This is a genomic window from Streptomyces sp. NBC_01244 (assembly GCF_035987325.1).
Taxonomy (GTDB): Bacteria; Actinomycetota; Actinomycetes; order Streptomycetales; family Streptomycetaceae; genus Streptomyces.
Map to the genome: position 1 here is coordinate 8236329 of NZ_CP108488.1, position 24961 is coordinate 8261289.

Annotated in this window: 25 protein-coding genes; 11 read left to right on the forward strand and 14 right to left on the reverse strand. The window is 73.9% G+C overall.

Translation table 11 applies throughout. The annotated features are described in order from the left end of the window. Entirely contained in the window at positions 1-312 is a 312-nt protein-coding gene (locus OG247_RS36625) for an acyl carrier protein (RefSeq protein WP_327256268.1), read from the reverse strand. A 570-nt stretch (positions 313-882) separates the two neighbouring features. On the opposite strand from OG247_RS36625, the gene OG247_RS36630 reads away from it, so the two are divergent. After that, positions 883-1590, forward strand: a complete 708-nt coding sequence (locus tag OG247_RS36630; protein ID WP_327256269.1) for a hypothetical protein — start codon at positions 883-885, stop codon at positions 1588-1590. Between the two features lie 39 nt (positions 1591-1629). Beyond that, a complete protein-coding gene (locus OG247_RS36635; RefSeq protein WP_327256270.1) occupies positions 1630-2220 on the forward strand; it encodes a DUF6434 domain-containing protein in 591 nt (196 codons plus the stop codon). Here the strand turns inward: OG247_RS36635 and OG247_RS36640 are convergent. Continuing rightward, positions 2201-3337, reverse strand: a complete 1137-nt coding sequence (locus OG247_RS36640) for an MFS transporter (RefSeq protein ID WP_327257762.1) — start codon at positions 3335-3337, stop codon at positions 2201-2203. The two genes, OG247_RS36635 and OG247_RS36640, sit on opposite strands and share 20 nt — an antisense overlap. A 195-nt stretch (positions 3338-3532) precedes the next feature. Here OG247_RS36640 and OG247_RS36645 point away from each other — a divergent pair, with 195 nt between their 5' ends. Continuing rightward, positions 3533-4285: an AraC family transcriptional regulator gene (locus OG247_RS36645; protein ID WP_327257763.1), complete on the forward strand. Its 753-nt coding sequence runs from the start codon at positions 3533-3535 to the stop codon at positions 4283-4285. 81 nt (positions 4286-4366) lie between these two features. After that, positions 4367-6124 carry an FAD-dependent monooxygenase gene (locus OG247_RS36650; protein WP_327256271.1) on the forward strand — a complete coding sequence of 586 codons (1758 nt, stop codon included), beginning with the start codon at positions 4367-4369 and terminating at the stop codon, positions 6122-6124. Here the strand turns inward: OG247_RS36650 and OG247_RS36655 are convergent. Continuing rightward, positions 6121-6687, reverse strand: coding sequence for a dihydrofolate reductase family protein (locus OG247_RS36655; protein ID WP_327256272.1), 567 nt, complete (start codon positions 6685-6687; stop codon positions 6121-6123). The two genes, OG247_RS36650 and OG247_RS36655, sit on opposite strands and share 4 nt — an antisense overlap. Positions 6688-6723: 36 nt before the next feature. Between OG247_RS36655 and OG247_RS36660 the strand changes: the two genes are divergently transcribed. After that, positions 6724-7800, forward strand: coding sequence for an enoyl-CoA hydratase/isomerase family protein (locus OG247_RS36660; RefSeq protein WP_327256273.1), 1077 nt, complete (start codon positions 6724-6726; stop codon positions 7798-7800). Positions 7801-7827: 27 nt separating this feature from the next. Here the strand turns inward: OG247_RS36660 and OG247_RS36665 are convergent, their stop codons facing one another. Then, positions 7828-8445: a DinB family protein gene (locus tag OG247_RS36665; RefSeq protein ID WP_327256274.1), complete on the reverse strand. Its 618-nt coding sequence runs from the start codon at positions 8443-8445 to the stop codon at positions 7828-7830. 17 nt (positions 8446-8462) lie between these two features. Then, complete coding sequence (locus tag OG247_RS36670; protein WP_327256275.1) at positions 8463-8906, reverse strand: VOC family protein; 444 nt, start codon at positions 8904-8906, stop codon at positions 8463-8465. Between the two features lie 120 nt (positions 8907-9026). Between OG247_RS36670 and OG247_RS36675 the strand changes: the two genes are divergently transcribed. Next, entirely contained in the window at positions 9027-9797 is a 771-nt protein-coding gene (locus tag OG247_RS36675) for a TetR/AcrR family transcriptional regulator (protein ID WP_327256276.1), read from the forward strand. Between the two features lie 25 nt (positions 9798-9822). On the opposite strand, the gene OG247_RS36680 is transcribed toward OG247_RS36675, so the two are convergent. Continuing rightward, positions 9823-10746 carry an SDR family oxidoreductase gene (locus OG247_RS36680; protein ID WP_327256277.1) on the reverse strand — a complete coding sequence of 308 codons (924 nt, stop codon included), beginning with the start codon at positions 10744-10746 and terminating at the stop codon, positions 9823-9825. A 145-nt stretch (positions 10747-10891) separates the two neighbouring features. On the opposite strand from OG247_RS36680, the gene OG247_RS36685 reads away from it, so the two are divergent. After that, positions 10892-12181 (forward strand): cytochrome P450 family protein, encoded by a 1290-nt coding sequence (locus OG247_RS36685; protein ID WP_327256278.1) that lies wholly within the window; start codon positions 10892-10894, stop codon positions 12179-12181. Here the strand turns inward: OG247_RS36685 and OG247_RS36690 are convergent. The 3 genes from OG247_RS36690 to OG247_RS36700 form a co-directional block, all read right to left on the reverse strand. Continuing rightward, positions 12158-13237, reverse strand: coding sequence for an alpha/beta hydrolase (locus OG247_RS36690; protein WP_327256279.1), 1080 nt, complete (start codon positions 13235-13237; stop codon positions 12158-12160). The genes OG247_RS36685 and OG247_RS36690 overlap by 24 nt on opposite strands. Positions 13238-13432: 195 nt before the next feature. Then, positions 13433-13690 (reverse strand): hypothetical protein, encoded by a 258-nt coding sequence (locus OG247_RS36695; RefSeq protein WP_327256280.1) that lies wholly within the window; start codon positions 13688-13690, stop codon positions 13433-13435. Positions 13691-13719: 29 nt separating this feature from the next. Beyond that, the gene (locus OG247_RS36700) at positions 13720-14004 is read right to left on the reverse strand and encodes a hypothetical protein (RefSeq protein ID WP_327256281.1); all 285 of its coding nucleotides are present in this window, start codon (positions 14002-14004) and stop codon (positions 13720-13722) included. Between the two features lie 290 nt (positions 14005-14294). On the opposite strand from OG247_RS36700, the gene OG247_RS36705 reads away from it, so the two are divergent. Together OG247_RS36705 and OG247_RS36710 are read left to right on the forward strand one after the other, a co-directional pair. Then, a complete protein-coding gene (locus tag OG247_RS36705; protein ID WP_327256282.1) occupies positions 14295-15077 on the forward strand; it encodes a hypothetical protein in 783 nt (260 codons plus the stop codon). Next, the gene (locus OG247_RS36710) at positions 15074-16132 is read left to right on the forward strand and encodes a metallophosphoesterase family protein (protein WP_327256283.1); all 1059 of its coding nucleotides are present in this window, start codon (positions 15074-15076) and stop codon (positions 16130-16132) included. Before OG247_RS36705 ends, OG247_RS36710 begins: the two co-directional genes overlap by 4 nt. A gap of 90 nt (positions 16133-16222) precedes the next feature. On the opposite strand, the gene OG247_RS36715 is transcribed toward OG247_RS36710, so the two are convergent. The 4 genes from OG247_RS36715 to OG247_RS36730 form a co-directional block, all read right to left on the reverse strand. Then, complete coding sequence (locus OG247_RS36715) at positions 16223-17818, reverse strand: molybdopterin-dependent oxidoreductase (RefSeq protein WP_327256284.1); 1596 nt, start codon at positions 17816-17818, stop codon at positions 16223-16225. Between the two features lie 44 nt (positions 17819-17862). Next, positions 17863-18195: a hypothetical protein gene (locus OG247_RS36720; protein ID WP_327256285.1), complete on the reverse strand. Its 333-nt coding sequence runs from the start codon at positions 18193-18195 to the stop codon at positions 17863-17865. A 226-nt stretch (positions 18196-18421) separates the two neighbouring features. Next, on the reverse strand, positions 18422-20782 hold the full coding sequence (locus tag OG247_RS36725; RefSeq protein WP_327256286.1) for an alpha-N-acetylglucosaminidase: 2361 nt from the start codon (positions 20780-20782) through the stop codon (positions 18422-18424). 110 nt (positions 20783-20892) lie between these two features. Then, entirely contained in the window at positions 20893-22623 is a 1731-nt protein-coding gene (locus OG247_RS36730; protein ID WP_327256287.1) for an alpha-galactosidase, read from the reverse strand. A 180-nt stretch (positions 22624-22803) separates the two neighbouring features. Between OG247_RS36730 and OG247_RS36735 the strand changes: the two genes are divergently transcribed. Together OG247_RS36735 and OG247_RS36740 are read left to right on the forward strand one after the other, a co-directional pair. After that, entirely contained in the window at positions 22804-23448 is a 645-nt protein-coding gene (locus OG247_RS36735) for a TetR/AcrR family transcriptional regulator (protein ID WP_327256288.1), read from the forward strand. Positions 23449-23478: 30 nt separating this feature from the next. Further along, complete coding sequence (locus OG247_RS36740; protein WP_327256289.1) at positions 23479-24459, forward strand: serine/threonine dehydratase; 981 nt, start codon at positions 23479-23481, stop codon at positions 24457-24459. Positions 24460-24475: 16 nt separating this feature from the next. Here OG247_RS36740 and OG247_RS36745 read toward each other — a convergent pair whose 3' ends face one another. Beyond that, positions 24476-24925: a universal stress protein gene (locus OG247_RS36745; protein WP_327256290.1), complete on the reverse strand. Its 450-nt coding sequence runs from the start codon at positions 24923-24925 to the stop codon at positions 24476-24478. Between the last annotated feature and the right edge of the window lie 36 nt (positions 24926-24961).

The following is a 24961-nucleotide window of genomic DNA, read 5'->3' on the forward strand; positions in this document are numbered from 1 at the left end:
TCACGCCTTCCTGACGTGGTCGGAGAGCTTCGCGCCGAGATGGCCCACGAGCTCGTCGATCGTCGGTTTGTTGAAGAGCACGGTCGCGTCGATCTCGACGCCCAGGAGGGCTTCCAGCCCCTTGCGCAGCTCCGCGAGGCGCAGGGAGGTCAGCCCCAGGTCGAAGTAGCTGCTGTCGAGAGCGAGTTCCTCGTCGTCGTCCATCAGCAGCACCCGCTTGAACCGGGTGACGACGAGGGCTTCCAAGGCATCGTGCATTTCCGCCCTGGGCAGCTCACGCAGCCGCAGGTCGACACTCAAGGGTTCCGGCATGCCGGTCCACCCGCCTCTGGTGAGGGGCGAAACGTACCGCCCGGCGACATTCGGTATGCCTGGCGATACAAACAGGGCACCCTGACGCTGCACTGACCGAGGGCTGATGACAGAGCCCACGGCCCCGCCGACCGCCCGTCGAACGGGTGTGGCGGGGAGGACGCCCGTCGGGGTGGTCCGGGCGGGAGGTGGCCGGGACCGCGATGCCGCGGGTGGGGCTGGGGCCCGAGGTGCGGGAGGGGCTCTCGGCGGACGTGCCGCCGGATGTGTACCGGGACGTCGTGGAAGTCGTCGCGGACGCGCCGGGGTCGATGCAGGCGAAGCGGATCGTGCACCATGCCCCGGATCGGGCTGCCCGGCGGGGACCGCGAAGACCGAGGGGGCGCGGGGGTGGCTGAAGCGGCCGGTCGGGGCGGGACCGGCCGGTCGACGGCCGGCCCGGACCGCTCGCGCCGGCTCGCCGTGGCCCGTACGGGCAGCACCGGGAGGGCGGCTTCATCGACGACACCGCGGCGCGGGCCGGCCTGCGCTGACCGGGGGAGGGGCGGGTGCCGTCGTAGCAGCGGCGTCATGGTGCCGGGGCTGCGGGCGATCACGAGCCGGGGCGCCGTGACCCCCGGTCCGGTCGCGCCCGAGGTGCCCTTCACCGGCATCAGCCGGACCCAGTCCCTGGTCCGGCGGACCCGACGGGAGCACGCTCCCGGCCGGTGGATGTCGGACCTCGACGTACTGGACGCCGCCCGGCTGTTCGACGAGGGCTACCCCGCCCTGCACGAGGAGGTGCTGACCGGACTGCTGGAGGAGCTCGCCGGCGCCCGGGGCATGACGCTGGAAACGTACGCACGGGCCAAACTCGGGCTCGACGGCCGGTCGTCGCTGCCGGACTCCCTGACCCGATGGTTCACGGGGGAGGAACGGACCGGGCTGCCCGCCGCCGACCGGATCCGGCTGCTGATGGTGCGGGTGTGGCCGGTGTGGCAGTCGGTCGACTGGCGGCCGGCGGTCCTGGCGCGCCTGCGGGACTCCGGGCGCTGGGACGAGTGGTGCGCCCTCGTCGTCCGGGCCGACGAGGCCGCGGAGGAGACCCGGCCCCAGCTCGTGGTCCCGCCGCCGGCGATGTGCGCGAAGCTCTTCCTGCGCCACTGGCAGGGGCGCGGCACCTCGCCGGACGCCGAAATGGCCCGCCGCGGATTCACCGGCCTCGACGGGCTCGGCGGCGCCGTCCCGAGGTTCTTCGCCCTGGACGTCCTGAGGGGCCGCGAACGCCGCGGGCGGTGAGCGGGGAGCGGTGGGCGGTGAGCGGCCTAGGATGGGAACATGCGTACGAATGAAGGTGGCGTGCGGCCCGCTCCGAGCCCGGAGCTTAGCGGGGCGGAGCTGGCTCGCTGGTACTGGACCCTGGCCGAACTCTCCGCGCTGGCGCGCCGGATGGGCCTGCCCGCCGGAGGCGGGAAGGCGGCGGTCACGGCACGGATCGCCGCCGCGCTGGACGGGCTCCCGGCCCCTGCTCCGGTCCCGGCCGCGGGGCGGCCCGCCCGCGGTGCGGGCCGACAGCTCGCCGCCCCCGTGGACGGTGCCAGCGTGATCCCGCCGGGGCAGCGGTGCAGCCAGGTGCTGCGGGCGTACTTCGTCCGGGAGATCGGGCCCGGCTTCCACTTCGACGCCTTCATGCGGGATTACTTCGCCCAGGGCGCGGGACGCACCCTCGCCGAGGCGGTCGCCCACTGGCACGCCACCCGGGCGCGAGCGGCGCAACCCCGGGAGATCGGTGCGCAGTTCGAGCTGAACCGGTTCCTCAGGGACTGGCACGCCCGTCACCCCGAGGGCGCCCGCCCGCAAGCCCTGGCCGCCTGGCGGGACCACCGCTCCAGCCCCCGGAAGGTCCCCGTCACTCCCGGGCCGGAGTGAGCCCCGGCTCCGCGGCCGCGGGCTCCGCAGGCTCCGAGGGCTCCGGCAGGCGCCGGGCCAGGGCCCAGGCCAGCAGGGGGAGCACGGCCAGCGGGAGCAGGGCCGTGTGCAGCGAAGCCGCGTCGGCCGCCGAGCCGATGAGGGGACTCGCGAGGCCGCCCACGCTGACGGTCAGGCCCAGGGTGACCCCGCTCGCGGTGCCCATGCGGTTGGGCAGGTAGTCCTGGCCCAGGGTGACCTGGAGGGAGAAGGGCACGTACAGCGCGGCGGCGGCCAGCGCCGAGCAGACGTACACCAGCGGCAGCGGCAGGAAGAGGATGCCCGCGACGGCGGGCGCCACCGACGCGTAGGCGCGGTGGACGGTGGTGACCCGCCCCCAGCGGGCGGCCAGCCGGCCGCCCAGGAGGGTGCCGCCGGCGCTCCCCGCGAAGAGGGCGAACAGGGCCACGGCGCCGGCGGTCTCGCCGCCGCCACGCTCACGGACGTACAGCGCGATGAAGGTGCTCAGTCCGGTGAAGACCACCGAGCGCACGACGACCACCAGGGAGAGCCGCAGGAAGGCCCGCCGGTCGTCGCGGGGGCGCCGGAGCGGAGGCGGGGTCGCCGCCGGCCGCCGGGCAGCCGAACGCTTCGCGGACGGCGGCCGGTTGAGGAACACGCCCAGCGCCGCCGGGGCGGCCAGCAGCCACCAACCCGCCGGGCCCGGCAGCGCCAGCGCGCCCACGACCAGCAGCGGGGCGCACGCGAAGCCGATGTTGCCGCCGAGCGCGAACCAGCTCATCGCACCGTGCCCGGGGCCGCCCACCGTACGGACCAGCCGGGCCGCCGCCGGGTGGTAGGCGGCGACGCCCAGCCCGGACAGGGCGACGGCGGCGAGCGTGGCCGTGTACCCGGCGTCGAGTCCGACCAGCGCCACCCCCAGCCCCGCGGCTGCGGTGGCCAGCGGGATGAGCCAGGGCATCGGCCACCGGTCGGCGAGCGCTCCGAACAGCGGCTGGACCACGGAGGACAGCAGCGAGGCGGCCAGCACGATGCCGGAAGCGGCGGCGTACCCGTACGAGCGCTCGGAGACGAGGAACGGGACGAGCGCGGCGACGGCGCCCTGGTAGACGTCCACGCAGGAGTGGCCCGCGGCGAAGGCGGCCGTCCGGAGACGGGTCGGGCCGGGCTGGGACTGGGGTTGGGGCTGGGGTCGGGCCTGGGCCTGGGCCTGGGGCGGGGACGGGGACGGGGACTGGAAGGGTCTGATGGAGGTCACCGGTCGAGAATCGCTCTCGCCGGGGGCGGCCCGCTTCCGATAAATTGCCGGATGATGCAGAAAATCCGCCACACCCCGCGCGCGGCGACGAGCATGCGCGAGCTCGACACCCACCACGGCATCGATCCGCACCGACACGACGACCACCAGATCTGCTACGCCGGTTCCGGGGTGCTGTCCGTGACCACCGACGCCGGCACCTGGGTGGCCCCGACCACCCGCGCCCTGTGGATCCCGGCCGGGACCGTGCACGAGCACCGCGCCTTCGGCCGTGTCGACCTGCACAGCGTGGGCCTGCCCACTCGCCTCAACCCGCTCTCCCTCTCCGCCCCCGCCGTGCTCGCCGTAGGCCCCCTGCTGCGCGAGCTGATCCTCGCCTACACCCGGGCCCCGCAGGACGACAGCGCCGAGCGGCGCCGGATGCTGGCGGTGCTGCTCGACCAGCTGCGGGCCTCGCCGCTCCAGCCGCTGCACCTGCCTGCTCCCGCGGATCTCCGGCTGGCCGCGGTGTGCGCACTGCTGCACGCCGATCCGGCGGACCGGCGCGGGCTCGCGGAGCTCTCCGCGCAGGCCGGGGCCGGGGCCGGGGAGCGGACCCTCAGCCAGCTGTTCCGCGCCGAGCTGGGGATGACGTTCCCCCAGTGGCGGACCCAGCTGCGGCTGCACCACGCGCTGCGGCTGCTGGCGGTGGACACCCCCGTGACGGCGGTCGCGCACCGGTGCGGCTGGTCCTCGACGAGCGCGTTCATCGACGTGTTCCGGCGGGCCTTCGGACACACACCGGGGGTGCACGCCAAGGGGGGCTGACCTCCTCGTCTGGCCGCCCGCGCCCCGCCGGGTCAGCATGGAGGAGGGACCGGTTCGGGGCCGGGCGGTTGGGAGGAACCCATGGCGCACACCCCGACGACCGACGTACTGATCGCGGGCGCAGGTCCGGTCGGCCTCAGCACGGCCGCGGAACTGCGCCGGCACGGCGTGAGCTGCCGCCTCGTCGACCGGCTGCCGGCCCGCCTCCCGTACGCGAAGGCGGTCGGCATCCAGCCGCGCACGCTGGAGATCTGGGACCGGATGGGCCTGGCCCGCACGGTCGTGGAGAGCGCGGTGCCCCTGCGCGGTCAGCTGATCTACGCCAACGGCGTCGAACGCGCCCGGGTCGAGCTCATGCTGCCCCCCGAAGTGCCGTACCGGTTCGCCGCGCTGCCTCAGTACGAGACCGAGCGCATCCTCGAGGAGCACCTCGCGGCGCTGGGCACGGTCATCGAACGCGGCACCGAACTGCTGTCGTTCACCCAGGAGGCGGACGGGCCCGGAGGCGGCGTCACCAGCCTCCTGCGCACCGCTTCCGGCGGCGAGGAGGAGCTGCGCACCCGCTACCTCATCGGCTGCGACGGAGCGCACAGCACCGTGCGCAAGGGGCTGGGACTGTCGTACGAGGGCGGGGCCTTCGCCGAGGAGTACATGCTGGCCGACGTGGTGAGCGACTGGGACCTGCCCGAGGGGTACGGCCTGCGGTCCATGCACGTGGGAGCCGACGGGTCCACGGACGACCTGCTGGTGTGCATCCCGCTGCCGGGCCGGGGCCGCTACCGCATGTCGATGCTGGTCCCGCCCGAACTCTCCGCGCAGCCGGACGGGGGACCGGCAGGAGGATCGGCCGGGGGACCGGCCGGGGAGCCCGGAGCGGGCGACGGCGTGCTGCACGGGCTGGAAGGGGCCCGGGTCCCCGAGCTGTCCCACATCCAGGCCGTCGTCGACCGCCTCGCCCCCGCCCCGTCCACGGTCTCCGCGATGCGCTGGTCCTCGGTGTTCCGCATCAGCCACCGCATCGTCGACCGCTACGGCGACGGCCGCGTCTTCGTCGCGGGCGACGCCGCCCACATCCATCCGCCCACGGGCGCCCAGGGCATGAACACAGGGATCCAGGACGCCTGCAACCTGGCCTGGAAGCTCGCGCTAGTCCTCCGGGAGATCGCCGGGCCCACCCTGCTCGCGACCTACGACGCGGAGCGCCGCCCCGTCGGCGAAGAGGTCGTCGGCCGGACCGTGCGGCATGCGACCCAGGGCATGGAGAACGAACCGGACGACCTGCGGACCGTGCTGCTCCGCGAGGCCCAACTGCTCGTCGGCTACCGCGACGGACCGCTCGCCGGCAGTCCCTTCGGCCCGGCGGACGCACCCCAGCCCGGCGAACGGGCCCCGGACTGCTCCGGGTTGACCCTGCCCCTCGCCGCCTACCCCTCGCGGCTGCTCGACGTGCTGCGCGGCCGGGCCGGCCATGTGGTGCTCCTGTACGGGGACGACGGCGCGGCCCTGGCCGGGGCCGCCGAGCAGGCCCGGGCCGCGGGGGCGGCGCTGGCGGAGGGCGACACGGACGGGAGCGGCGCCCCCGGCCCGCCCATCCTGGCCGTCCTGGCCCGAGAGGCCGCACTCGACGCATCCGCCGGGCTGCCCGACGCCGTCCCCGGATACCGGGACGCCGCCGGGGAGTTCGCCCGGCTGTACGGCGCCGACGGCCCGACCGGTTTCCTCGTACGCCCCGACGGCCATCTCGGCGCCCGCTTCCCGCTCTCCGGCACGGCGGCCGCCCTGTCCGGCTACCTCGCTTCACTGTCCGCCCGGCAAGCCCCGGGGAAGACCCAGCACTAGGCGCGGGCGTACCGCAGCAGCACCACCCCGTTGCCGAAGGTGCGGGTCCCCTCCAGCCGGAGCGGGACCAGTCCGTCGGAGGGCGGGAAGAGGGGGTGGCCGCGGCCGATGCGGACGGGCTGTACGTAGATCCGGTACTCGTCCACCAGGCCGTGGCGCAGGAACGAGGCGGCGAGGTCCGCCCCGCTCAGCGTCAGGTCGCCGCCCGGGGCGGCCTTGAGGGCGGCGACCTCCGCCGGTACGACCTCCCGGAGCACGGTGGCGTTCGGGTCGGCCCGCTCGGTCTCCAGGGTGCGCGAGTACACGTACTTCCGCGCGGAGCGCCAGATGCCCGCGAAGTCCGTCACGGCCGCGGTCGCGGCGGGATCGGCGTCGGCGGTGGGCCAGTAGGCGTCCATCAGCTCGTAGGTGATCCGGCCCATCAGCATGCCGCCGACCGAGCGCAGTTCGTCGTTCATGTGCTGGTGCAGCTCTTCGTCGACGCGGTGCCAGTCGATCTGCCGCTCCGGACCCTCGTAGTAGCCGTCGAGGGAGACCTGCGACATCAGGATGATCTTTCGCATGACCGGTCAGGCTACGCGCCCTCCATACTGGACGGCGTGAACACCGCAGCCGAATCCGCCGACACCACCGGCGCCGCCGACACCGTCCTGTGCGCCGTCGAAGGCCGTACCGGGGTGATCACCCTCAACCGCCCCAGGGCCCTCAACGCCCTCACCCACCCCATGGTGCTCCGCATCACCGAGGCCCTGACCGGCTGGGAGCGGGATCCGGGCGTGGAGCAGGTGCTCATCCGGGGCGCGGGCGAGCGGGGGCTGTGCGCCGGCGGGGACATCCGGGCCATCCACGACGACGCCAAGGCAGGGACGAGGGCCTCGGCCGCCTTCTGGCGCGACGAGTACCGGCTCAACGCGTACATCGCCCGCTACCCCAAGCCCTACGTGGCCCTCATGGACGGCATCGTGATGGGCGGCGGAGTCGGCGTGTCCGCCCACGGCAGCGTCCGCGTGGTCACCGAGCGCTCCCGCGTCGCCATGCCCGAGACCGGCATCGGCTTCGTCCCGGACGTCGGCGGCACCCACCTGCTGGCCCGCGCCCCCGGCCTGCTCGGCACCCATCTCGCCCTCACCGGCTCCGCGGTGGGCGCCGCCGACGCACTGCTGTGCGGGCTCGCCGACCACTTCGTACCCGCCGACCGGCTGTCGGCGCTGACCGCCGAGCTCGCCGCGGCCCCGGCCCGGGAGCTGCTGGGGCGGTACGCCGCCGAGCCCGGGCCGGGCGTGCTGGCCGGGGCCCGGGGCTGGATCGACCACTGCTACGCCGCCGCCACCGTCGAGGAGATCGTGGACCGGCTGCTCGGATACGGGGACCCGGAGGCCAAGGAGGCCGCCGCGACGATCCTCGCCAAGTCCCCGACCGCCCTGAAGGTGACCTTGGAGGCGGTACGCCGGGCCGCCGGGCTCGGCGCCCTGGAGTCGGTGCTGGAACAGGAGTTCCGGGTCTCCTGCCATGCGCTGACCGCGCCCGACCTGGTGGAGGGCATCCGGGCGCAGGTCGTCGACAAGGACCGCGACCCGCACTGGTCCCCGGCCACCCTCGGCGAGGTCACCGAACAGGACGTGGCCCGCTTCTTCGCCCCGCTCGCCGGGGACGGCCCCGGAATCATCGCGGGCTGAACCCGTCCGCGGCGCGGGGGCGGCGTCTCAGAGCCCCCGCGCCCGGTACAGATCGCGGATCAGGGCGATCTCGGCCCCGTGGTGCAGCAGTTCCTGGTTGACCCACCAGGCGATGTCGACGAACGGCTCCTCCGCGTCGCTGCCGTGCGGGTAGGTGCAGTACCCCACGGTGTCCAGGGCGGCCTCGTCGACGCTCAGCAGCGCGGTGTGCCAGGCCGCCGCGGCGGATTCGAAGCCCGCGACCGCTCCCGCCGCCCCGCCCTCGACGCGGTGGTCGGCCCGGGTCAGCCCGCGGCTCCCGGCGGTGTGGTCGGCGCGCAGGGCGAGCATCTCGGTGAGGTGGCTCAGGCGCCAGGCGATGGTGGTGAACGGCGGCGGCCAGGGGTGCGGATAGGCCGCGGCATCCCGCCCCCAGTCGCCCGCACCGGCCAGTACGGTCGCCCGCGGACCGGGCCCGTCCGCGCGGCGCCGCACCGACCAGCAGTCCGGGACCGGCTCCCAGAAGTACTCCTCGTCCGTCATGGGGCCGACCTCGGTGTCCGTCCCGTCGCCGCTGTCCATGACGGGCCCGGCCATGCGGCCGGAGAGGCGGGTTCGGGCGAAGTCGAACTGGGCCAGCAGGGGGACCAGACGGGGCGGGGTCACGGGAGCGTGCTCCTGTCCTAGGCGGTGGTGGCGGTGCCGGCGACGGTGGGGTCGGTGACGGTGGCGTCGGCGGCCGGCTCGGGCGCGGTCTCCACCCAGTCAACCAGTTCGATGATCACACCGTTGGGGTCGGATACCAGGAACACCCGCTCGCCCCAGGGCTCCACCCGCGGCTCCATGACGATCGGGACGCCCTCGGCCCGCAGCCGCTCGTACTCGGCGGGCAGGTCGGCCACCGTGAACGCGAGCAGCACTCCGGCGGCACGCTGCTCGCGCAGCTCCTCGGGCAGCACCTCCAGGCCGCGTCGTACGAAGATCACGTTCGGGCCGTCGGGGTGGGAGAGGGAGGCGAAGCCGTCGGCGGCCATCGTCTCCTTGAATCCGAAATGCCTGGTCAGGAAGGCGGAAGAGGTGGTGGTGTCCTCGACGGTGAGGCAGATGGCGGTGTCGGTGATCCGCATGGGGTCCTCCGGGTGTCGTGGCTCGGAGTTTCATTGTACACAGTATTCTGTACGTCGTAGAAAGTTAACGCGGTGCTTGAATGAGCGGGCTGCCGGAAGGCGGCGGGAAGGGGGTCCGGAGTGACCACGGACCGGAGCGGCGCGGGCGACCCCGTCCGCACGCTGGAACTGCTGTGGCGCGAGCCGGGGCAGGGGGCGCCCAGCGGGCGGCGCGGACCCCGGCAGGGGCTGACCGTCGACGCCGTCGTCGACGGCGCGATCGCGCTCGCCGACGAGGCGGCGAACGAAGGGCGGTCGGGACTGGCCGCGCTGACGATGCGGGCACTGGCCCAGCGGCTGGGGGTCACCCCCATGACCCTCTACACCTACGTCCCCGGCAAGGCCGAGCTGCTCGACCTGATGCTCGACGCCGTCTACCTGGCCATGGAGCGCGGCGAACCGGCCCCGGACGGGGCCTGGTGCGAGAAGGTCGCCCGCATCGCCGAGGAGAACCGCGCGCTGTTCCTGCGGCACCCGTGGATCGGCGAGCTCTCCGTCACCCGCCCCCCGCTGGGCCCCGGAGTGATCGGCAAGTACGAGCACGAGCTGGCGGCCTTCGACGGCATCGGACTCACCGACGTGGAGATGGACGCGGCCCTGACCCACCTCCTCGGCTTCGTCCACGCGCAGGCCCTGGCCGCCGCCGACACCGCCGCGCACAACGCCCGCCAGAGCGACCAGGAGTGGTGGGAGCTCAGCGCCCCGCTGCTGGAGCGGGCCATGGACCCGGAGCGCTACCCCCTCGCCGGGCGGGTCGGCAGCGCGGTCGGCGGATACAGCCCCGGGACCGTGTGGGACTTCGGCCTGCGCTGCGTCCTCGACGGGGTCGCCCGGCTGCTGGAGCGGGGCTGATCCGGCCCGATCCGAAGGGCGCGCCCTACCGGTAGCCGGTGGGGTCCGCCGGGAGGTCCGGGTCCTGCACCTCGACCATGTACCGCCAGGCGTCCGGCCGGCTGCCGTCCACGTCCGTGAAGCCGTAGACCCGGGCGAGCTGCCCGCTGGAGAGCGACTGCCCGTTCCAGCGGGAGAGTTCCGGGTCGGCGGCCAGGGCCGCGACCGCGCGGCCGACGTAGAACGGGGTCTCCGAGATCCCGAAGTGCGGGACCGTTTTCAGCGCGTCCCGCCAATTCGCCTCGGTGACGCCGAAGTTGTCGAGCATCATCTCCGACCGGAGCCAGCCCGGGGTCAGGGCCACCGCCGTCGCTCCGCGCGGTCCCACCTCGTGGCCGAGTGCGAACGCCATGCGCAGCACGGCGGACTTGGCGATGTCGTAGAAGAAGGAGACCCGGTAGCGGCTCGCGTTGTACTCCGCCGTGCCGTCCGTCATCTCCACCACCAGCCCGCCCGGCTCGCGCAGCAGCAGCGGGAGCGCGTAGTGGCTGGTCACCGCATGGGTCTCCACGGCCAGTCGCAGCAGCCGCAACCCGTTGTCCAGGTCGTGTTCCCAGACCGTGCTCTCCCACTCGAAGAGCCGCTCGCCGCCCCAGATGTCGTTCACCAGCACGTCGAGCCGGCCCTGCTCGGCGTCGATCCGCCCGACCAGGGCCTCGACCTCTCCGGGCACCAGATGGTCCGCGACCACCGCGATCCCCCGGCCGCCCGCGGCCGTGACCAGCTCGGCCGTCTCCTCGATCGTCTCGGGCCGGTCGTATTCCGAGCGCCTGCCCCGCGTACTGCGCCCGCTCACGTACACGGTCGCGCCCCGCGCCCCCAACTCGACCGCGATGCCCCTGCCCGCGCCCCGGGTCGCCCCGGCCACCAGGGCGACCTTGCCTTCGAGAGTCCGCTCTGCCTCCGTCATGACCGCGACCCTACGACGCCCGCGTGCGGCGGGGGCGGCGCGGCGCGCCTGCGGATTCCCGGGACGGTACGGGTGCGGCCTTGAACAATCGGCCCCCGAGGCCGCACTGTTGGTCGAGATCCGTTCGTATTGTCAGGAGACAGGTTTGTCCACCGACCCCGCGCGGGCATCCGGGTCGACGCCCCCGTCCGCGACCGCGCTCCCGCACGTCATCGACCCCGCCGGCGGCTGCCCGCACGCCCTCAACGCCCGGCTGCGCGCCCGGGGCCCCGTGGCCGAGGTCGTCCTGCCCGGTGGCGTGCCCGGCACGGTCGTCCTCGGGCACGAGGCGCTGAAGGAGTTCCTCGCCCACCCCGATGTGGCCAAGGACGCCCGGCACTTCCCCGCCCTGCACGACGGCACCATCGCCCCGGACTGGCCGCTGCGCGTCTTCGCCAACGCCCAGGGCATGCACACCGCCGACGAAGCCGACCACCGCCGGCTGCGCTCCCTGGTGGGCAACGCCTTCACCGTCCGCCAGGTGGAGCGGCTGCGCCCCCGGATCGAGGAACTGACGGCCGGGCTGCTGGACGACCTGGACCGGGCGGCGGAGGCGTCCCCCGACGGGGTGGCGGACCTGCGCACGCACGTCGCGCTGCCGCTCCCGATGAGCGTGATCTGCGAGCTCCTCGGCGTGAACCCCGAACACCGGGGGCGGCTGCACGAGCTGTCCAACACCGTCATCATCGCCACCGACACCACCCCGGCCGAGGTCATGGCCGCCGCGCGCGAGCTCGTCGAGCTGATCGGCGCCATCGCCGCCACCCGCCGGGCCGATCCGGGCCAGGACCTGACGAGTGCGCTGATAGCGGCCCGCGACGGCGACGGCGACCGGCTCAGCGAGGCCGAACTCATCGGCACCATGCGGCTGATGCTCGTCGCGGGCCACGAGACCACGCTCAACCTGATCAGCAATGCCGTCCGCGCCCTGTGCACCCACCGCGACCAGCTCGCGCTGGTCCTGGAGGGCAAGTCCACCTGGTCGGACGTGGTCGACGAGACGCTGCGCTTCGACGCCCCGGTCAGCTGGTTCCCGTTCCGCTATCCGACCCGCGATCTGACCATCGGCGGGACCCTGATCCCGCAGGGCACCCCGGTCCTCGCCGGTTTCACGGCGGCCGGCCGCGACGAGGCCTTCCACGGCCCGGACGCCGACCGCTTCGACCTGACCCGCCCCACCGCGGCCCGTCACCTCTCCCTCGGACACGGCGCCCACTACTGCGTCGGAGCCCCGCTCGCCCGGCTGGAGGCCACCATCGCCCTGGAAGCCCTTTTCACCCGCTTCCCGGACCTGGACCTGGCCGTCCCCGAAGCCGAACTCCCGCACCAGCGGAGCTTCATCGGCAACAGCGTGGAGTCGCTTCCGGTCCGGCTACGGGGCCTGGCCCGGCGGTGAGATCTCCGTGCTCAGCCACCCCAGGGCATCGGGGTACATCGCGATCCAGGTCTGGAAGTTGTGCCCGCCCTGCGGGCGGACCAGGGTCTTGATCCGGACCCCGGAGTTCCGGGCCGCCTTGGTGAAGTCGGCCAGCTGCTGCGGCGGGCTGTCCTTGTCCTGCGCGGACGTGGCCAGGAACAGCCCGACGTCCGTATTCTTGTCGTGCTTCGCCTGCTGAACCAGCCACATCGGGCTGTTGCGCTCGCGCAGCACGGGATCGGACAGCACCTCCGGGTCGCCGGTCAGCGGATCCGGATCCAGGGCGGCGCCGGCCCGGAAGGCCTTCGGGTACTGCAGCGGCAGCTTGGCCGCGCAGAAGGCCCCGGTGGAGATGCCCATCAGCCCCCAGCCCCGGGGCTCGGGGAGCGTGCGGAAGTTCTTGGCGACCAGATCCGGCACGTCCTGGGCGAGCCAGCTCGCCACCTTGCGCTGAGGGGTGTCCGTGCAGTCGGTGTTCACCCCTCCGGGGTACAGGTCGGGGATCACCAGGATGAAGGGGTGCGCCGCGCCGAGCTGGACGAGCTGCTCCAGCGCGCCGGGCATGTCGCCGATGTCGATCCAGGAGCGGGGCGAGCCCGGATAGCCGTGCAGCAGCATCAGCACGGGGAACCGGGTCTTGTCCGCGCCCGGTGCGTCGTACTCCGGGGGAGTCCACACGATCACCTGTCCGGCGAGCTTGGAGTGGGAGCCGCGGAAGTACGTGGTGCGGATGCCGTCGCCGCCGAGGGTGAACTTGGCCCGCCCCAGCGGCGGCCCGGTCATCGCGGAGTCGTTCTGCCCGGTGTCGGTGCCCAGCAGGTCGTCCCAGGAGGAGTAGAGGCCGTAGCTCCCGTTGATCCAGGCGGCGATCACGCAGATGGCGGTGAGCTGGCAGAGGCCGATCATCAGCAGCCGGGCCGGCCAGCGCACCCAGCCGGGGCCGGGGACGCGGTTCCACAGGAGCAGCGCGGCGAGCATCGCGAGTGCCGTGACGACGATCAGCGTGACGAGGAACGACGTACTGGTCAGCTCCACTGCGCCGGCTCCTGACCTACGACGGAATGATGGAGAATTCCGGACAATACGCCAAATCTGCGATGCGCACCGCCCGGGGGAGGGGGCGGCGCGCATCGTGTCGGACCCGGGGAAGCGCCGCCGGGCGGCGAGGGGAGTGGGCGGGGAGGGGGTGGGGACGGGAGGGGTGGGGGCGGGAACGGGTGGGCGCCGGTCTCAGATCAGGAAGCGGTACCGGCGGACCAGTGCGGTCCGGCGCCAGGCCCGGCCGAGCCCGAAGTGGTTGCCCGCGGCGGTCGTGGCCACGACCGCGCCGGCCACCGCGAGGATCCAGTGGTCGTCGGTGAGGGGGTTGGTCGCGGGCAGCATCGTGACGAGCCACATGAAGCCCATCATCAGCGCGCAGGACGCGGCGGCGATCCGCGTGCCGATGCCGAGCAGGAACGCCAGGCCGATGCCGAGCAGGCCCGTCATGAAGATCAGGTCAAGCCAGCCGGCTCCGGCTACCGAGTCGAAGGTGTGCGCGAAGGGCCCTTGGTCCCGTGCAGCAGGAACCCTTCGGTCGGTGAGCCGCCGTTGATGACGGACTTGGCCGCCGGGGTGCTGAATCCGAGCCCGAACAGCTTGTCCAGGAAGGGCCAGATGAAGGTCCAGGCCACCAGGACGCGGAGGGCGGCGAGGGCGATGCGCGCCGGCAGGGCGAGTGTGGGACCGCTCTCACCCCCGGTCGGGCCGGCGGGCGCGCCGGCGGCGGTGATCTTGTGGGAAGGGGTGAGCAGAGTGGCCATGACGTGCACCTTTGTCCGTTGCGGGATCTTGTGAATGCATTCACAATCTACGATCCTTATCCCGCGTGAACGCGCGGCGAAGATCCCGAACCGATGGGTCGGGAGACCTCGCAGGTCAGGACCTTGGTCCTGGGGTAGATTCACCGCCTGTTCACCTGCACGGTTCCGGGGCTTTCGGGCGGGCTGGTGTCGTATGAGGCATGATCGACGGGGATATGCGGAAACTGCAGAAGACGCAGAAAGTGACGAGTCGCCGGATTCGTTCCGGAGTGCGGGCCGGGATCTCGCCGGTGGCGCCGTCGCGCGCGGGCTACCAGGTCAAACTGCTGGTCGACCCGGACCGGGTGCTCGACGCCGACGGCCGGCCCACGGCGGCCGCGGCCGCCGCGCTGTCGCTCGGCGCACCCGGCCGCTCGGAGGTCGCCCAGTACGTGGACGACGCCGGGCGAAGCCTGAACGGGCAGGGCTGGATCGTCCGCATCCGGCGCCATGACGACGAGAACCGGATCCGCCTCGCCTACAAGGCCCGCTTCGACATCGAGGGCGACGGTACGGACCCGGCCGCCGTGCGGCGCGTGATGGAGCGGGCCTCAGGGCACAACTTCTGCGCGGGCGACGGGAATTACACCGTCCAGGTCAACCTCAGCCACACCCGCGCCACCCTCGACTTCACCAACAAGAAGTGTCGGCCGGTCCCGGGGCTGGCGCCCGGCGAACTGCCCGGGCTCGACGCCTCCCGCGCCCTCGTCCTGGAACGCCTGCCCGGAAAGCTCGCCAAGTGGGGTGCAAAACCTGCTGGTTGGGCGGAGTCGGTCACCGCTTCATCCCGACTCCACGGTCCCGTAAAGCAGGCCAACTATCCTGGCCGGATGCTCGATCACGCGATGGAGACGCAAGTCAGCCGCCTGCGGACCGCCTCCGGCGAGCTGACCTGGTTCGCCGAGATCACCGCCAAGGGGCGCACCCTGCGCGACGCGGTCGAGCTGCGCGCCGACCTGATGGGCAAGCTCCGCGCCGAGGGCTGGCTGCTGGAGCGGGACGCCTTCAAGACCGACCTCATCCTCGGCTCGTGAACACCTCCGCGCCCGCGCCCATACGCGTGGCCCACCTGGCCGACCTGCACATAGGCTCCGCGCTGCGCGGCCTGGCCGACTATCCCGGGGCGCCCGCGATAGACCGGCGCGAAGCCCCGTACGAGGCCCTGGGAGCGGCCGTGCACCGCATCGTCGGGGGCGGCTACCACGCGGTGCTCATCGCCGGGGACGTCTTCGACCGCCGCCACGCCGACGCCCGGGCGCTGGCCGCCTGCCAGGACGCGCTCGGCGCCTTCCACGAGGCGGGCCTGCGCACCGTGGTGGTCTCGGGCAACCACGACGCCGAGACCCCGCTGCCGCACAAACTGAACCTCCCGCCCTCGGTGCGCTGGCTCGGCGCCGACGCCCCCGAGTCGGTGACCTGGCACGACCTCGGCATCACCGTCCACGGCCAGTCGGTGGCGGTGCCCGACGAGCGCCGCGACCTCGCGGCAGGCTTCCCCCGCGCGATGCCCGGCGCCGTCAACATAGGGCTGCTGCACACCAGCCTGCACGGCGCCTGGAGCGGCCGGGTCTGCGCACCGTCCGACCCGCGGACACTGGCCCGCGCCGGATACGACTACTGGGCCCTGGGCCACGTCCACCACCGGCTGGTCCCCGGCGCCGGCGCCTTCGCCGTCTACCCGGGCAACACGCACGCCCGCGGCCCCGGCGAGCCCGGCGGCCGAGGCTTCACCGAGCTGCTGATCGGAGGCCCCGCCGCGGATCCGGACCCGGACCCGGACCCCGGCCTCGTCCCCGCTCGTGACGGCGGCGGTGACCGCCGTCGGATCGGGATCCTCCCGGTGGACACGGCCCCGGTGCGCTACGAGACGCTCCACCTCCCGTACCCGGAAACCGCCGAGGCCGACCTGCGGGACCGCTTCGCGGCCGTCCCGGAGCCGTTGGGGGACGGCGGCGGCGCCATCGTATGGACCCTCAGTGCCGCCACCCCGCCCGGCCTCCTCCACGAGGCCCGCGCCCTGGCCGGCCCGGCCGCGATGGTCTGCCCGGCCGAGGCCCCGTCCGCCGGGGTCGCGGCCGTCGCTTGCTGATCCGGCTTGATCCGGCTTGATCCGGTTTGATGCGGGCGGGCCCGGCACGATCCGGCGTGGCCCGGCCCGGACCGATCCGCGGGACATGCCTCAGCCCCGCACCCGGACCGTCACCGCGTGCCATCCGGTGGCCCCGTCGGGGAGGGTTCCCGTGCGTTCCCCGGTCTGTACGGCGCCGGTGCGGTCCGTGGCGCGGACCTCCAGGGTGTGCCCGCCCGGAGCCGCCTCCCAGATCCACACCCACTGGCGCCAGGTGTCGTCCCCGTCCGCCGCCCCGAGCCGGGCCTCCCGCCACGGACCCGCGTCCACCCGTACCTCGACCCGGGCGATGCCCCGGTGCTGCGCCCACGCCACCCCGGCGACGGCCACCCGGCCCGCCGCGACCTCGGCGAAGGGGCGCGGGGTGTCGATGCGGGACTGGGTCTTGACCGGAGCCCGCCGCGCCCAGGAGCGGCGCACCCAGTAGGCGTCGTACGCGGCGAAGGTGGTCAGCCGCAGCTCGCGCAGCCATTTGCACGCGGAGACGTACCCGTACAGCCCCGGCACGATCATCCGGACGGGGAAGCCGTGCCGGAAGGGGAGCGGCTCGCCGTTCATCCCCACGGCCAGCAGCGCCTCACGGCCGTCCATCACGGTCTCGACGGGGGTGCCGAGGGTCATCCCGTCCACCGAGCGCGCCACGAGCTGGTCGGCGCGGCCGCCCTGCGACGGCGGACGCACCCCCGCCTCGCGGAGCAGATCGGCGAGGCGCACGCCCAGCCAGCGGGCATTGCCCGCGTACGGGCCGCCGACCTCGTTCGACACGCAGGTGAGGGTGGCGTCGTGCTCGACCAGGGGGCGGGCCAGCAGCTCCCGCAGGCTGAGGGTGAGGGGCCTGGAGACCCCGTCCCCGTGCACGCTCAGCCGCCAGGTGTCCGCGTCCACGCGCGGGACGACCAGTGCGGTGTCCACCCGGTAGAACGCCCGGTTGGGGGTGAAGAACGGGCCCGTCCCGGGGATCCGCAGGTCCGACCCGGCCGGGACGGGCGAGGCCGGCACCGCGGGCGGCGGAAGGACGAGCCTGGCCCGCGAGGCCGTGGCTCCCGCGTCCCCGAAGGCGCCGAGCCGCCTCCCGGCGTACCCGGCCCCGGCCGAGAGGACCAGGGTGGCGACGGCGAGGCGGCTGAAGCCGCGCCGGTCCAGGGCGCCGGCCGGACCGGCCCCGGAGGGCCGTGGGTGGGGCCGAGGGATGGCTCTGACCAGCAGGTACAGCACTCCGGCGGCCCCGAAGCCGCCCACCAGCGAGGGCAGCGCGTCCTGCCAGGCGGCCTCCGGCCGGCTGAGCGAGGCCGCCGCGCCGAGCACGCCGAAGGCGGCCGCGAGAGCCGTGCCAGCGGCAGGGCGGCGTACGGCGAGCAGCCCGGCCGCGATCGCCACGGCGGCCAGCACCGCGCCGATGCCCAGGGTCAGGACCAGCTTGTCGTCCGTACCGAACTGGCGGACCGCCCACTCCTTGACGGCGGTCGGGGTGTGGTCGACCACGACCCCGCCGACGGCGGTGACCGGGGCGGCCTCGGGGCGTACGGCCGCCGCCGCCAGCTGGGCCAGAGCCAGCCCGGCGAAGGCGGCGAGCAGCCCGCTGACGGCGCCGAGCGCGGCCCGGCCCGGCCGCCCGGGGCCGGCCCGCCCCGCTTTCGTACGGATCATGCGGAGTCACCGCCCGCCCCGCTCGTCGGGATGTCCCCCCCCAGCTACCAGGGTGCCTCCGGACCGGGGGTCCGCGCCTCGGGCGAGCGGACGGCCGGTGCACGCAGGAGCGGGCGGCCCGCCTCGGGCGAGCGGCTGTCCGGACCGCTCCACGGCCGCCGCTTGCGCAGTTCCACGATCCCGTCGGTGAGCCGCTCCCGCAGATCGGAGCGGCGGCGCAGCTGCTGCTCCCGGGCCGCGGGCGGTGGTAACCGGCCGGTGACGGGCAGGCCGGGGGGAGCGGCGGCGGGCGTGGCGGGTGGCGCGGCGGCCCCGCCGGTGAGGAACGTCAGCAGTTCCAGCGGCGCGGAGGTGCGGTGCGGGTCGGTCTCGGACATGGCGGGCGGCGTCCTTCCGGCGATGGCGGCGTCGGAAAGGGCGGTCGCCGGACGATGGTTCCGGTGACCGCCCCTGATCCGCTTCCGTCAGTTTTCTTCAGTGAAACCAATCCCGCGCCGGAGCGGCGGCCGGTCGGCCCGGTTGTCCCCCGGGCGAGTGGGGAGCTTCCCACCGGAGGGTGAGCGGTGCTTCACCGGGAGATCCCCACCTCCCCTGTGGTGTAGGTCAGTTGACCTCGGGAAGGGTGGCGGCGATGCCGGTCGCCAGGACGTACGGGTCACCGCTCGGCCGCGCCGGATGGCGGGTGGTGAGCCGGGCCCAGTCGTCCTCGAAGGCGTGCCAGTCGATCGCCCTCGGTGCGGCGCGCCGCACGAGAGCCTCCTCCAGTGAGGCGAAGTAGGAGGACCACCGCCTGGCGTACAACTCGCTGATCAGACCGCTCCATTCACGGTTCGCGTAGTCGTGCAGGTAGCCGCCCTCGCTGGTGCTCTGCCGCCCCCACACGCTGAGGATCGAGCGGGCGTCGTACTCGTACCGGTCCTGCTCGGCCGCGTCCGCGCCGTGCGAACGGGCCGCCGACAGCCAGGATCCGAGCAGGAAGTTCGGATCGGAGCCGACGAGTGCGTCCAACTGCTTCTCCCAATGGGCCCAGTCGGCGGTCAGCTGCCGGAACAGGGCCAGGTCCTTGGCCTCGTAGGCCGCCTTGATCTTGGGCAGCAGCACCCGCGAGTGGTTGGCGAGGGCCTGCCGGGTGGTGTCCACCAGGTCGAAGCGGTAGGCGCTGGAGCGGCGCAGCCGGGGGTCGACCTCGAGCAGGTGGTCCAGGGCCCGGCGTACCGAACCCGCCGGATACCGCATCGCCTTGGGGCTCCAGTAGGCCGATCCCACCGCCGTCAGGCTCGGCCGGGCGGTGAACAGGCTGTCCTGGGACTCCGACCACAGCCCCGAGGAGGTGCTGTACGGGCCCTTGCGCAGCTCCTCCCACGCCGCGGTGGCCGCGGCGTCCGGGGCTCCGTACCGGCGGCCGGCGAAGTCGGCGAACCACTTCCGCTGGTCGATGGGGCCGGGCTCCCACGCCAGGTCGGTGAAGAGGTCGAAGGCCGCCGGATTGGTTCCGGTGGCCTCGGGCAGGTAGGCGATGCCGGTGAGCGCGCTGTCCGGCTTCGCGCCCCAGGACTGGAACCGATCGATCCACACCGAGGTGTTGGCGCCGATCGTCGTGTGCCCGCCGAAGTTGTAGATCGAGCCGATGGCGTACGAGGTCCCGCCCCAACGGGTCTCGCGGTCCAGCCGGTTGTACCGGTCGGAGAGCCCGTCCAGGATCAGCAGCTTCGAGGTGTCCACCCCGGCCAGCAGCTCCTTGGTCGGATCGTCCTGCCAGCCCAGCACCGCCCACAGCGCGCCCGGATGCGCCGCCCACAGGGCCTGCTGCACCGCCCCGGCGGCCGCCTTCACGTCCACCGAACCGGTCTGCCCGCCCTCGTGCAGCGGGCTCATCCGGTACATCGTGCTGTCCCCGAACACCGCGCGCTGCTCCGCGTAGTACGCGGCGGCCAGTTGCGCGAAGGGCGGCGAGACCGGGTCCAGCCAGTCGGGCCGGTCGAAGCCGGCCCAGTCGCCCTGCGGAACGGTCACCGCGCCCGGATTGCGCCCGGCGAAGGCCGGCGGCACCGTCCCGAAGTAGCCCGGCAGGACCGGGGTCATGCCGAGGCCGCGCAGCTGTTCGGCGATCCTGCCGCCCAACTCGGCTCGCCCGCGCATCAGTTCCTCGGACACCGGACCGCCGAAGCCGCTCAGGTTCTGCAGCAGCCACCAGCTCTGGTGACCGGGACCCGGGATCCACTCCCGCATCTCCTCGGCGGCGTAGCCGAACCGCTGGAGCGCCCGGTAGTACGGGTACTCGGCGCCGACCTGTACGAACACCTCGTTGATGCCGTGCAGGGCGAGCAGGTCGATCTGTCGCTGGTGCTCCTCGAAGGTGCGGTACGGGCCGGAGTACCCGTCGTCGGTGTCGTTCAGCGCGTACCGATGCGCCACCCGCGCGCTGCGGGTGACCGGGGAGGGCACCGCCGGCAGCTCGGCGGGCAACAGGCCGATGCTGTCACCGGGCCAGCCGATGTCGGCTCCGGCGACGTGCTGCAGGTACCAGCCGACCCCGGTGAGCAGGGTGGCGCCGGTGGAACCCCGGACGGTGATCGCGCCGGCGGTGCCGGACACGGTGAAGGTGTCGGGCCCGGCCGCGGCGTCGGGGACCAGGGTGAACTGCCCGGCATGGCGCGGCAGCAGCCGCTGCAGGGAGGCCCGCGCGGGTGTGGCGTCGAAGGCTCGCGGCCGGGGAGAGGCCGGCGTCGCGGTGTGTCCCCGGCCGGACCGGGCGGGGGACTGGGATGGGGACTGGGATGGGGGCTGCGATACGGGCTGGGATGGGGACCGGGCGGGGGGCGCCGTGGCTCCGGCGGCGGGATCCGTCGCTCCGGGTGCGGCCCCGGCGACCGCCAGGGTCAGCAGGACCGCGGGCAGCGCGGCCAGGGTGACCCGGCGGCGCGCCCGCCGGGCCCGGCCGTGGCGTGGGATGGGGACCGGCATGCGCGTCGTCCTCGTCTCGGCCGGCTCCGGCGTTGCGGCCGGCTCGCTCGGCTCGGTGGGTGGGTGCTTCCTCGTCTGATGCCTCGTCTGCTTCCCCATGGGGCGGGCCGTCAGACCGGCAGGGCCCACGCCTGGTCGACCTGGTGGTCGCCGCAGGGCGTCAGCCGGAGCCGCTCGGCGGGGGTGCCCGGTTCGGCGGGGGCCGCCGCGGGCGCCGGCGCCGTCAGGCACAGCCCGCTCGCGTCCTCGACCAGGGCCCCGTCGCGGCGGGGGGTCCAGCTCTGGCCCGGCTCGCGGCGCCGCTGATCGCCCGAGCAGTCGGCCAGTTCCACGAGGCCCTCCTCGCCCGCCGACAGGCAGGCGCCGGCCAGGCGCAGGCTGCCGTACCGGCCCAGGGTCCAGCGCTGGTCGGGTGCGCCCGTACAGGCGGCCATCACGACGGCGCCGACGCCGGTGGTGTTCGCCCCGTCGGCGCAGGCGGCGCTCGTGCCGGCGCCCCGGCCGGCGATCTGTCCGGTGGGCACGGCCTCGGCGCAGCCGGTGCGCGGGGTGAGCCGCCAGACACCGGTGTCGTGCGCGGCCAGTGTCCCGGTCAGGGTGTCGGACACCTCGCGGATCTCACCGGTCCACAGGTTCTTCGCATCGACGGTGCAGGAACCCAGCCCCAGCCCGAGCTCGTCGAGCGGTACGCGGATGTCGCGGGCGGCGGCGGACCGGTTGAGCACGGCGACCGCACGGTCCCCGCCGGCCAGCGGTCGCACCAGGATGTCGAAGGTGGCGTTCGAGGAGACCACCGCGCCCTGGACGCCCATCGGGTCCTGGTCCAGCGCGATCAGATCGGTGTTGCCGAGGGCGGCGAGCCCTTCGGGGGTGAGCTCGGAGACCTGCGAGGACAGGATGAACGGCGCGGCCATCATGGCCCACAGGCCGACCTGGCTGCGGCTCTCCGCCGGGCTGAGTCCGGGGGCGCCCGCGATCAGGAAGTCGGGGTCGTTCCAGTTGCCGGGGCCCGCGTACCGGCCCAGCCAGCGGTTGTAGCCGTAGTTGCCCATGACCGAGCTCCAACGCGAGGTGCTCGGGGCGGTCGGCTTGTAGACCTTGATGTCCCGGCCCTCGCGCCATAGCTGGCCGGTCTCGCCGACCCAGTCGATCACCTTGTGCCAGTCGGATCCGCCCCACTCGCCCTGCTGGAAATAGGCGGGCGCCGAAGCGGACAGCACCATGTCCCGGCCGCTGTCGCGCAGCGCCTTGGCCACGGAGTTGTAGGCGTCCCGGTAGGCCTGTTCCTTGGTCTTGCCCTCGGGCACCCAGAGGTTGCAGCCGTCCATCTTGACGTAGTCCACCTCCCAGGAGGCGAACTGCCGGGCGTCGCGGGCGTAGTGGTCGGGGCCGCCACCCTCCGGGGAGCCGCTGCCGGGGTAGCGCTCGCAGGTGAGCGAGCCGGCGTCCTGGTAGATGCCGAACTTCAGCTTCCTGTCGTGCAGGTACGCGCCGAGCCAGGCCATGCCGTGCGGGAACTTCTGCGTGTCGACGACCAGATTGCCCTCGGCGTCACGGCTCTTGGTCATCCAGCAGTCGTCGATGGTGACGGTGTCGTAGCCCTTGGCGGCCAGGCCGGTGGCCACGAGCGCGTCCGCGTTCGCCACGACCTTGGCCTCGTCGATGTCGCACATGTAGTGCGCCCAGTTGTTCCAGCCCATGGGCGGGGTGAGCGCGAGCGGGGTGGCAGAAGTCGCGTTGGGCTCGTGGGGCTCGGCCGCCGCGGGGGCGGGGCAGAGCGCGAGGGCGAGCAGGGCGGCCGCGGTCAGACAGGGGAGCGACGCACGCAGGCGAGGCGGCACGGAGTCTCCTTGACGTGGGGGCTGTCGAGGGCTCAGTGCAGCGGTGTGACTACCCGCTGTCAACATAAGTCGGGGGTTATTGATCAATGACCAGCAATATGGGTGTAGTCGAGGGCGTGCGAAGGGGTTGATACGGCGTACGTGACGACGGCTGTGACAGTGGCTGATACGCTGTATCTCATGCCGAGAAGATCAGCGGCCCTGGACCGCGCCACACCCGAGGCGATCGCCTCCGCCGCCCTGCGGATCCTCGACGAGCAGGGGCCCGCCGCGCTCAGCTTCCGCGCGCTCGCCGAGCGGCTCGAGGTCTCGCACGCCACGGTCCAGCGCCGCTGCGCCGACCTCGCCGGCCTGCTCGACCTCTGCACCGAACACCTCGCCGCCCAGTTGCCGCAGATCCCCGCCGCGGCGGGCTGGGCCGAAGCCACCGAGCAGCGGTTCACCGCCCTCTACCGGCTCCTCGCGGCCCACCCCGGGCTGATGATCCTGCGCGGCGGCCGCCCCTGGCTCGGCCGGCAGCTGCTCGCCCGCCTCGTGGAACCGGCGCTCGCCGACAGTGTGGCCGCCGGGATGACCCCCGCCGAGGCGATGACCGCGTACCGGCGGATGTACCTGCTGACCCTGGGCAGCGCGGCCTTCGTCGACCACCGGGACCCGGCCGCCGCCACCGCGGCCTCGCGTGCGGCGCTGGCCGCCCTGGACCCCGCCGAGTTCCCCGTGCTCTCGGCCGGGCTGGCCGACGTACTGCCCGCCCTGACCGACCACGAGGTGTACTACGGCGCCCTGCGCCAGCTGATCGAGGCGAACCGGCCCGCCGGAGCCTGAGACGAGTGCGAACGACAGGAGTACGGATCCATGGAACAGCAGCTCGACGCACTGCCGCTGGACGCGGTGCCCCTCGACGCGGTGCCCCTCGACTACGTGGCCGTGCGCGCCGCCGCCGACCGGATCGCCGGGGCCGTGCGGCCCGTCACGGTGATACCGGCGGACGGAGGGGTCTCGTACGCCCTGGAGTACCTCCAGCACACCGGCTCCTTCAAGGCGCGCGGCGCCCGCAACTTCCTCGCCGCACACCGGGCCGCCGGCACCCTTCCCGACGCCGGGGTCACCATCGCCTCCGGCGGCAACGCCGGCCTCGCCTGCGCCTGGGCGGCCCGCGCCGAGTCCGTTCCCGCCACCGTGTTCCTGCCCGCAACGGCCCCGCGCGTGAAGGTGGAGCGACTGCGCGGCTACGGCGCCGACGTACGGCTCGTCGGCGACCGGTACGCCGAAGCGCTCGCCGCCTGCCGGGAGTTCGCCGCCGGGAGCGGGGCGCTGAGCAGCCACGCCTACGACCACCCGCTCATCGCCGCGGGCGCCGGGACCCTGCTCGACGAGATCCGCACCGCCCTGCCCGGCCTGGACACGGTCGTCGTCGCGGTCGGCGGAGGCGGGCTGTTCGCCGGCATCGCGACCGCCGCGCGGGAACACGGCGTACGGGTCGTCGCGGCCGAGCCGGAGAACTGCCGGGCCCTGAACGCCGCCCTGGAAGCAGGCCGGCTCGTGGACGTCCCGGTGGACTCGGTGGCTTCCGACTCGCTCGGAGCCACCCGGGTCTCCGCGGACGCGCTGGCGGCCGTGCGGGAGCCGAACGCCGTATCGGTCCTGGTCCCCGACGCGGCGATCACCGCCGCCCGGCGAGCACTCTGGGACGAGCACCGCATCGTGGTCGAAGCGGGCGCGGCCACCGCCCTGGCGGCCGTACGCACCGCGCCCGGGCCGCTCGGCGAGCGGGTCGCCGTGGTGCTGTGCGGGGCCAACACCGACCCGGCGGACCTGGGTGGCGCCGCTTCCTGAGCGGCGGAGCCGCCCCTCAGGCGGAGCCGTCCTCGCGGACCACCACGACCGTACTGGCCGCGTACTGGACCACCTGCTGGCTCACCGAGCCCAGCAGCGCACCCTTGATGCCGCCGTAGCCGCGGGTGCCGACCACCGTCAGGGCCGCCTCCTTCGAGGCCTCCACCAGCACCTGCGCGGGCGAGCCCTGCTCCACCCGGCGGAAGACCGGAACACCCGGCGAGGTGCCGACCGCCTCCGCCACGGTGTCCGCGAGCTTCTGCCGGGCCGCGTCCTCGGCGTGCACCAGCTCCGTCTGCTCGGCCGGGCTGACGCCGAAGGGGTTGGTGTTCCACTCCCAGCTCATCACGGCGTGCACGCGGCCGCCGATGCCCTTCGCCTGGGCCACGGCCCAGCGCAGGGCCTGCTTCGAGTGGTTCGAACCGTCCACGCCGACGACGATCAGAGGCTCGGTGTTCTGGCTCACGATGGTTCCTCACGTTTCGTCCGAATGATCGTTCTC

Excerpts from the sequence above, each read along its gene's own strand:
- OG247_RS36625 (WP_327256268.1), bottom strand. The coding sequence starts at position 312 with ATGCCGGAACCCTTGAGTGTCGACCTGCGGCTGCGTGAGCTGCCCAGG.
- OG247_RS36630 (WP_327256269.1), top strand. The coding sequence starts at position 883 with ATGGTGCCGGGGCTGCGGGCGATCACGAGCCGGGGCGCCGTGACCCCC.
- OG247_RS36635 (WP_327256270.1), top strand. The coding sequence starts at position 1,630 with ATGCGTACGAATGAAGGTGGCGTGCGGCCCGCTCCGAGCCCGGAGCTT.
- OG247_RS36645 (WP_327257763.1), top strand. The coding sequence starts at position 3,533 with ATGCAGAAAATCCGCCACACCCCGCGCGCGGCGACGAGCATGCGCGAG.
- OG247_RS36650 (WP_327256271.1), top strand. The coding sequence starts at position 4,367 with ATGGCGCACACCCCGACGACCGACGTACTGATCGCGGGCGCAGGTCCG.
- OG247_RS36655 (WP_327256272.1), bottom strand. The coding sequence starts at position 6,687 with ATGCGAAAGATCATCCTGATGTCGCAGGTCTCCCTCGACGGCTACTAC.
- OG247_RS36670 (WP_327256275.1), bottom strand. The coding sequence starts at position 8,906 with ATGCGGATCACCGACACCGCCATCTGCCTCACCGTCGAGGACACCACC.
- OG247_RS36680 (WP_327256277.1), bottom strand. The coding sequence starts at position 10,746 with ATGACGGAGGCAGAGCGGACTCTCGAAGGCAAGGTCGCCCTGGTGGCC.
- OG247_RS36695 (WP_327256280.1), bottom strand. The coding sequence starts at position 13,690 with ATGACGGGCCTGCTCGGCATCGGCCTGGCGTTCCTGCTCGGCATCGGC.
- OG247_RS36700 (WP_327256281.1), bottom strand. The coding sequence starts at position 14,004 with ATGGCCACTCTGCTCACCCCTTCCCACAAGATCACCGCCGCCGGCGCG.
- OG247_RS36715 (WP_327256284.1), bottom strand. The coding sequence starts at position 17,818 with ATGATCCGTACGAAAGCGGGGCGGGCCGGCCCCGGGCGGCCGGGCCGG.
- OG247_RS36720 (WP_327256285.1), bottom strand. The coding sequence starts at position 18,195 with ATGTCCGAGACCGACCCGCACCGCACCTCCGCGCCGCTGGAACTGCTG.
- OG247_RS36725 (WP_327256286.1), bottom strand. The coding sequence starts at position 20,782 with ATGCCGGTCCCCATCCCACGCCACGGCCGGGCCCGGCGGGCGCGCCGC.
- OG247_RS36735 (WP_327256288.1), top strand. The coding sequence starts at position 22,804 with ATGCCGAGAAGATCAGCGGCCCTGGACCGCGCCACACCCGAGGCGATC.
- OG247_RS36740 (WP_327256289.1), top strand. The coding sequence starts at position 23,479 with ATGGAACAGCAGCTCGACGCACTGCCGCTGGACGCGGTGCCCCTCGAC.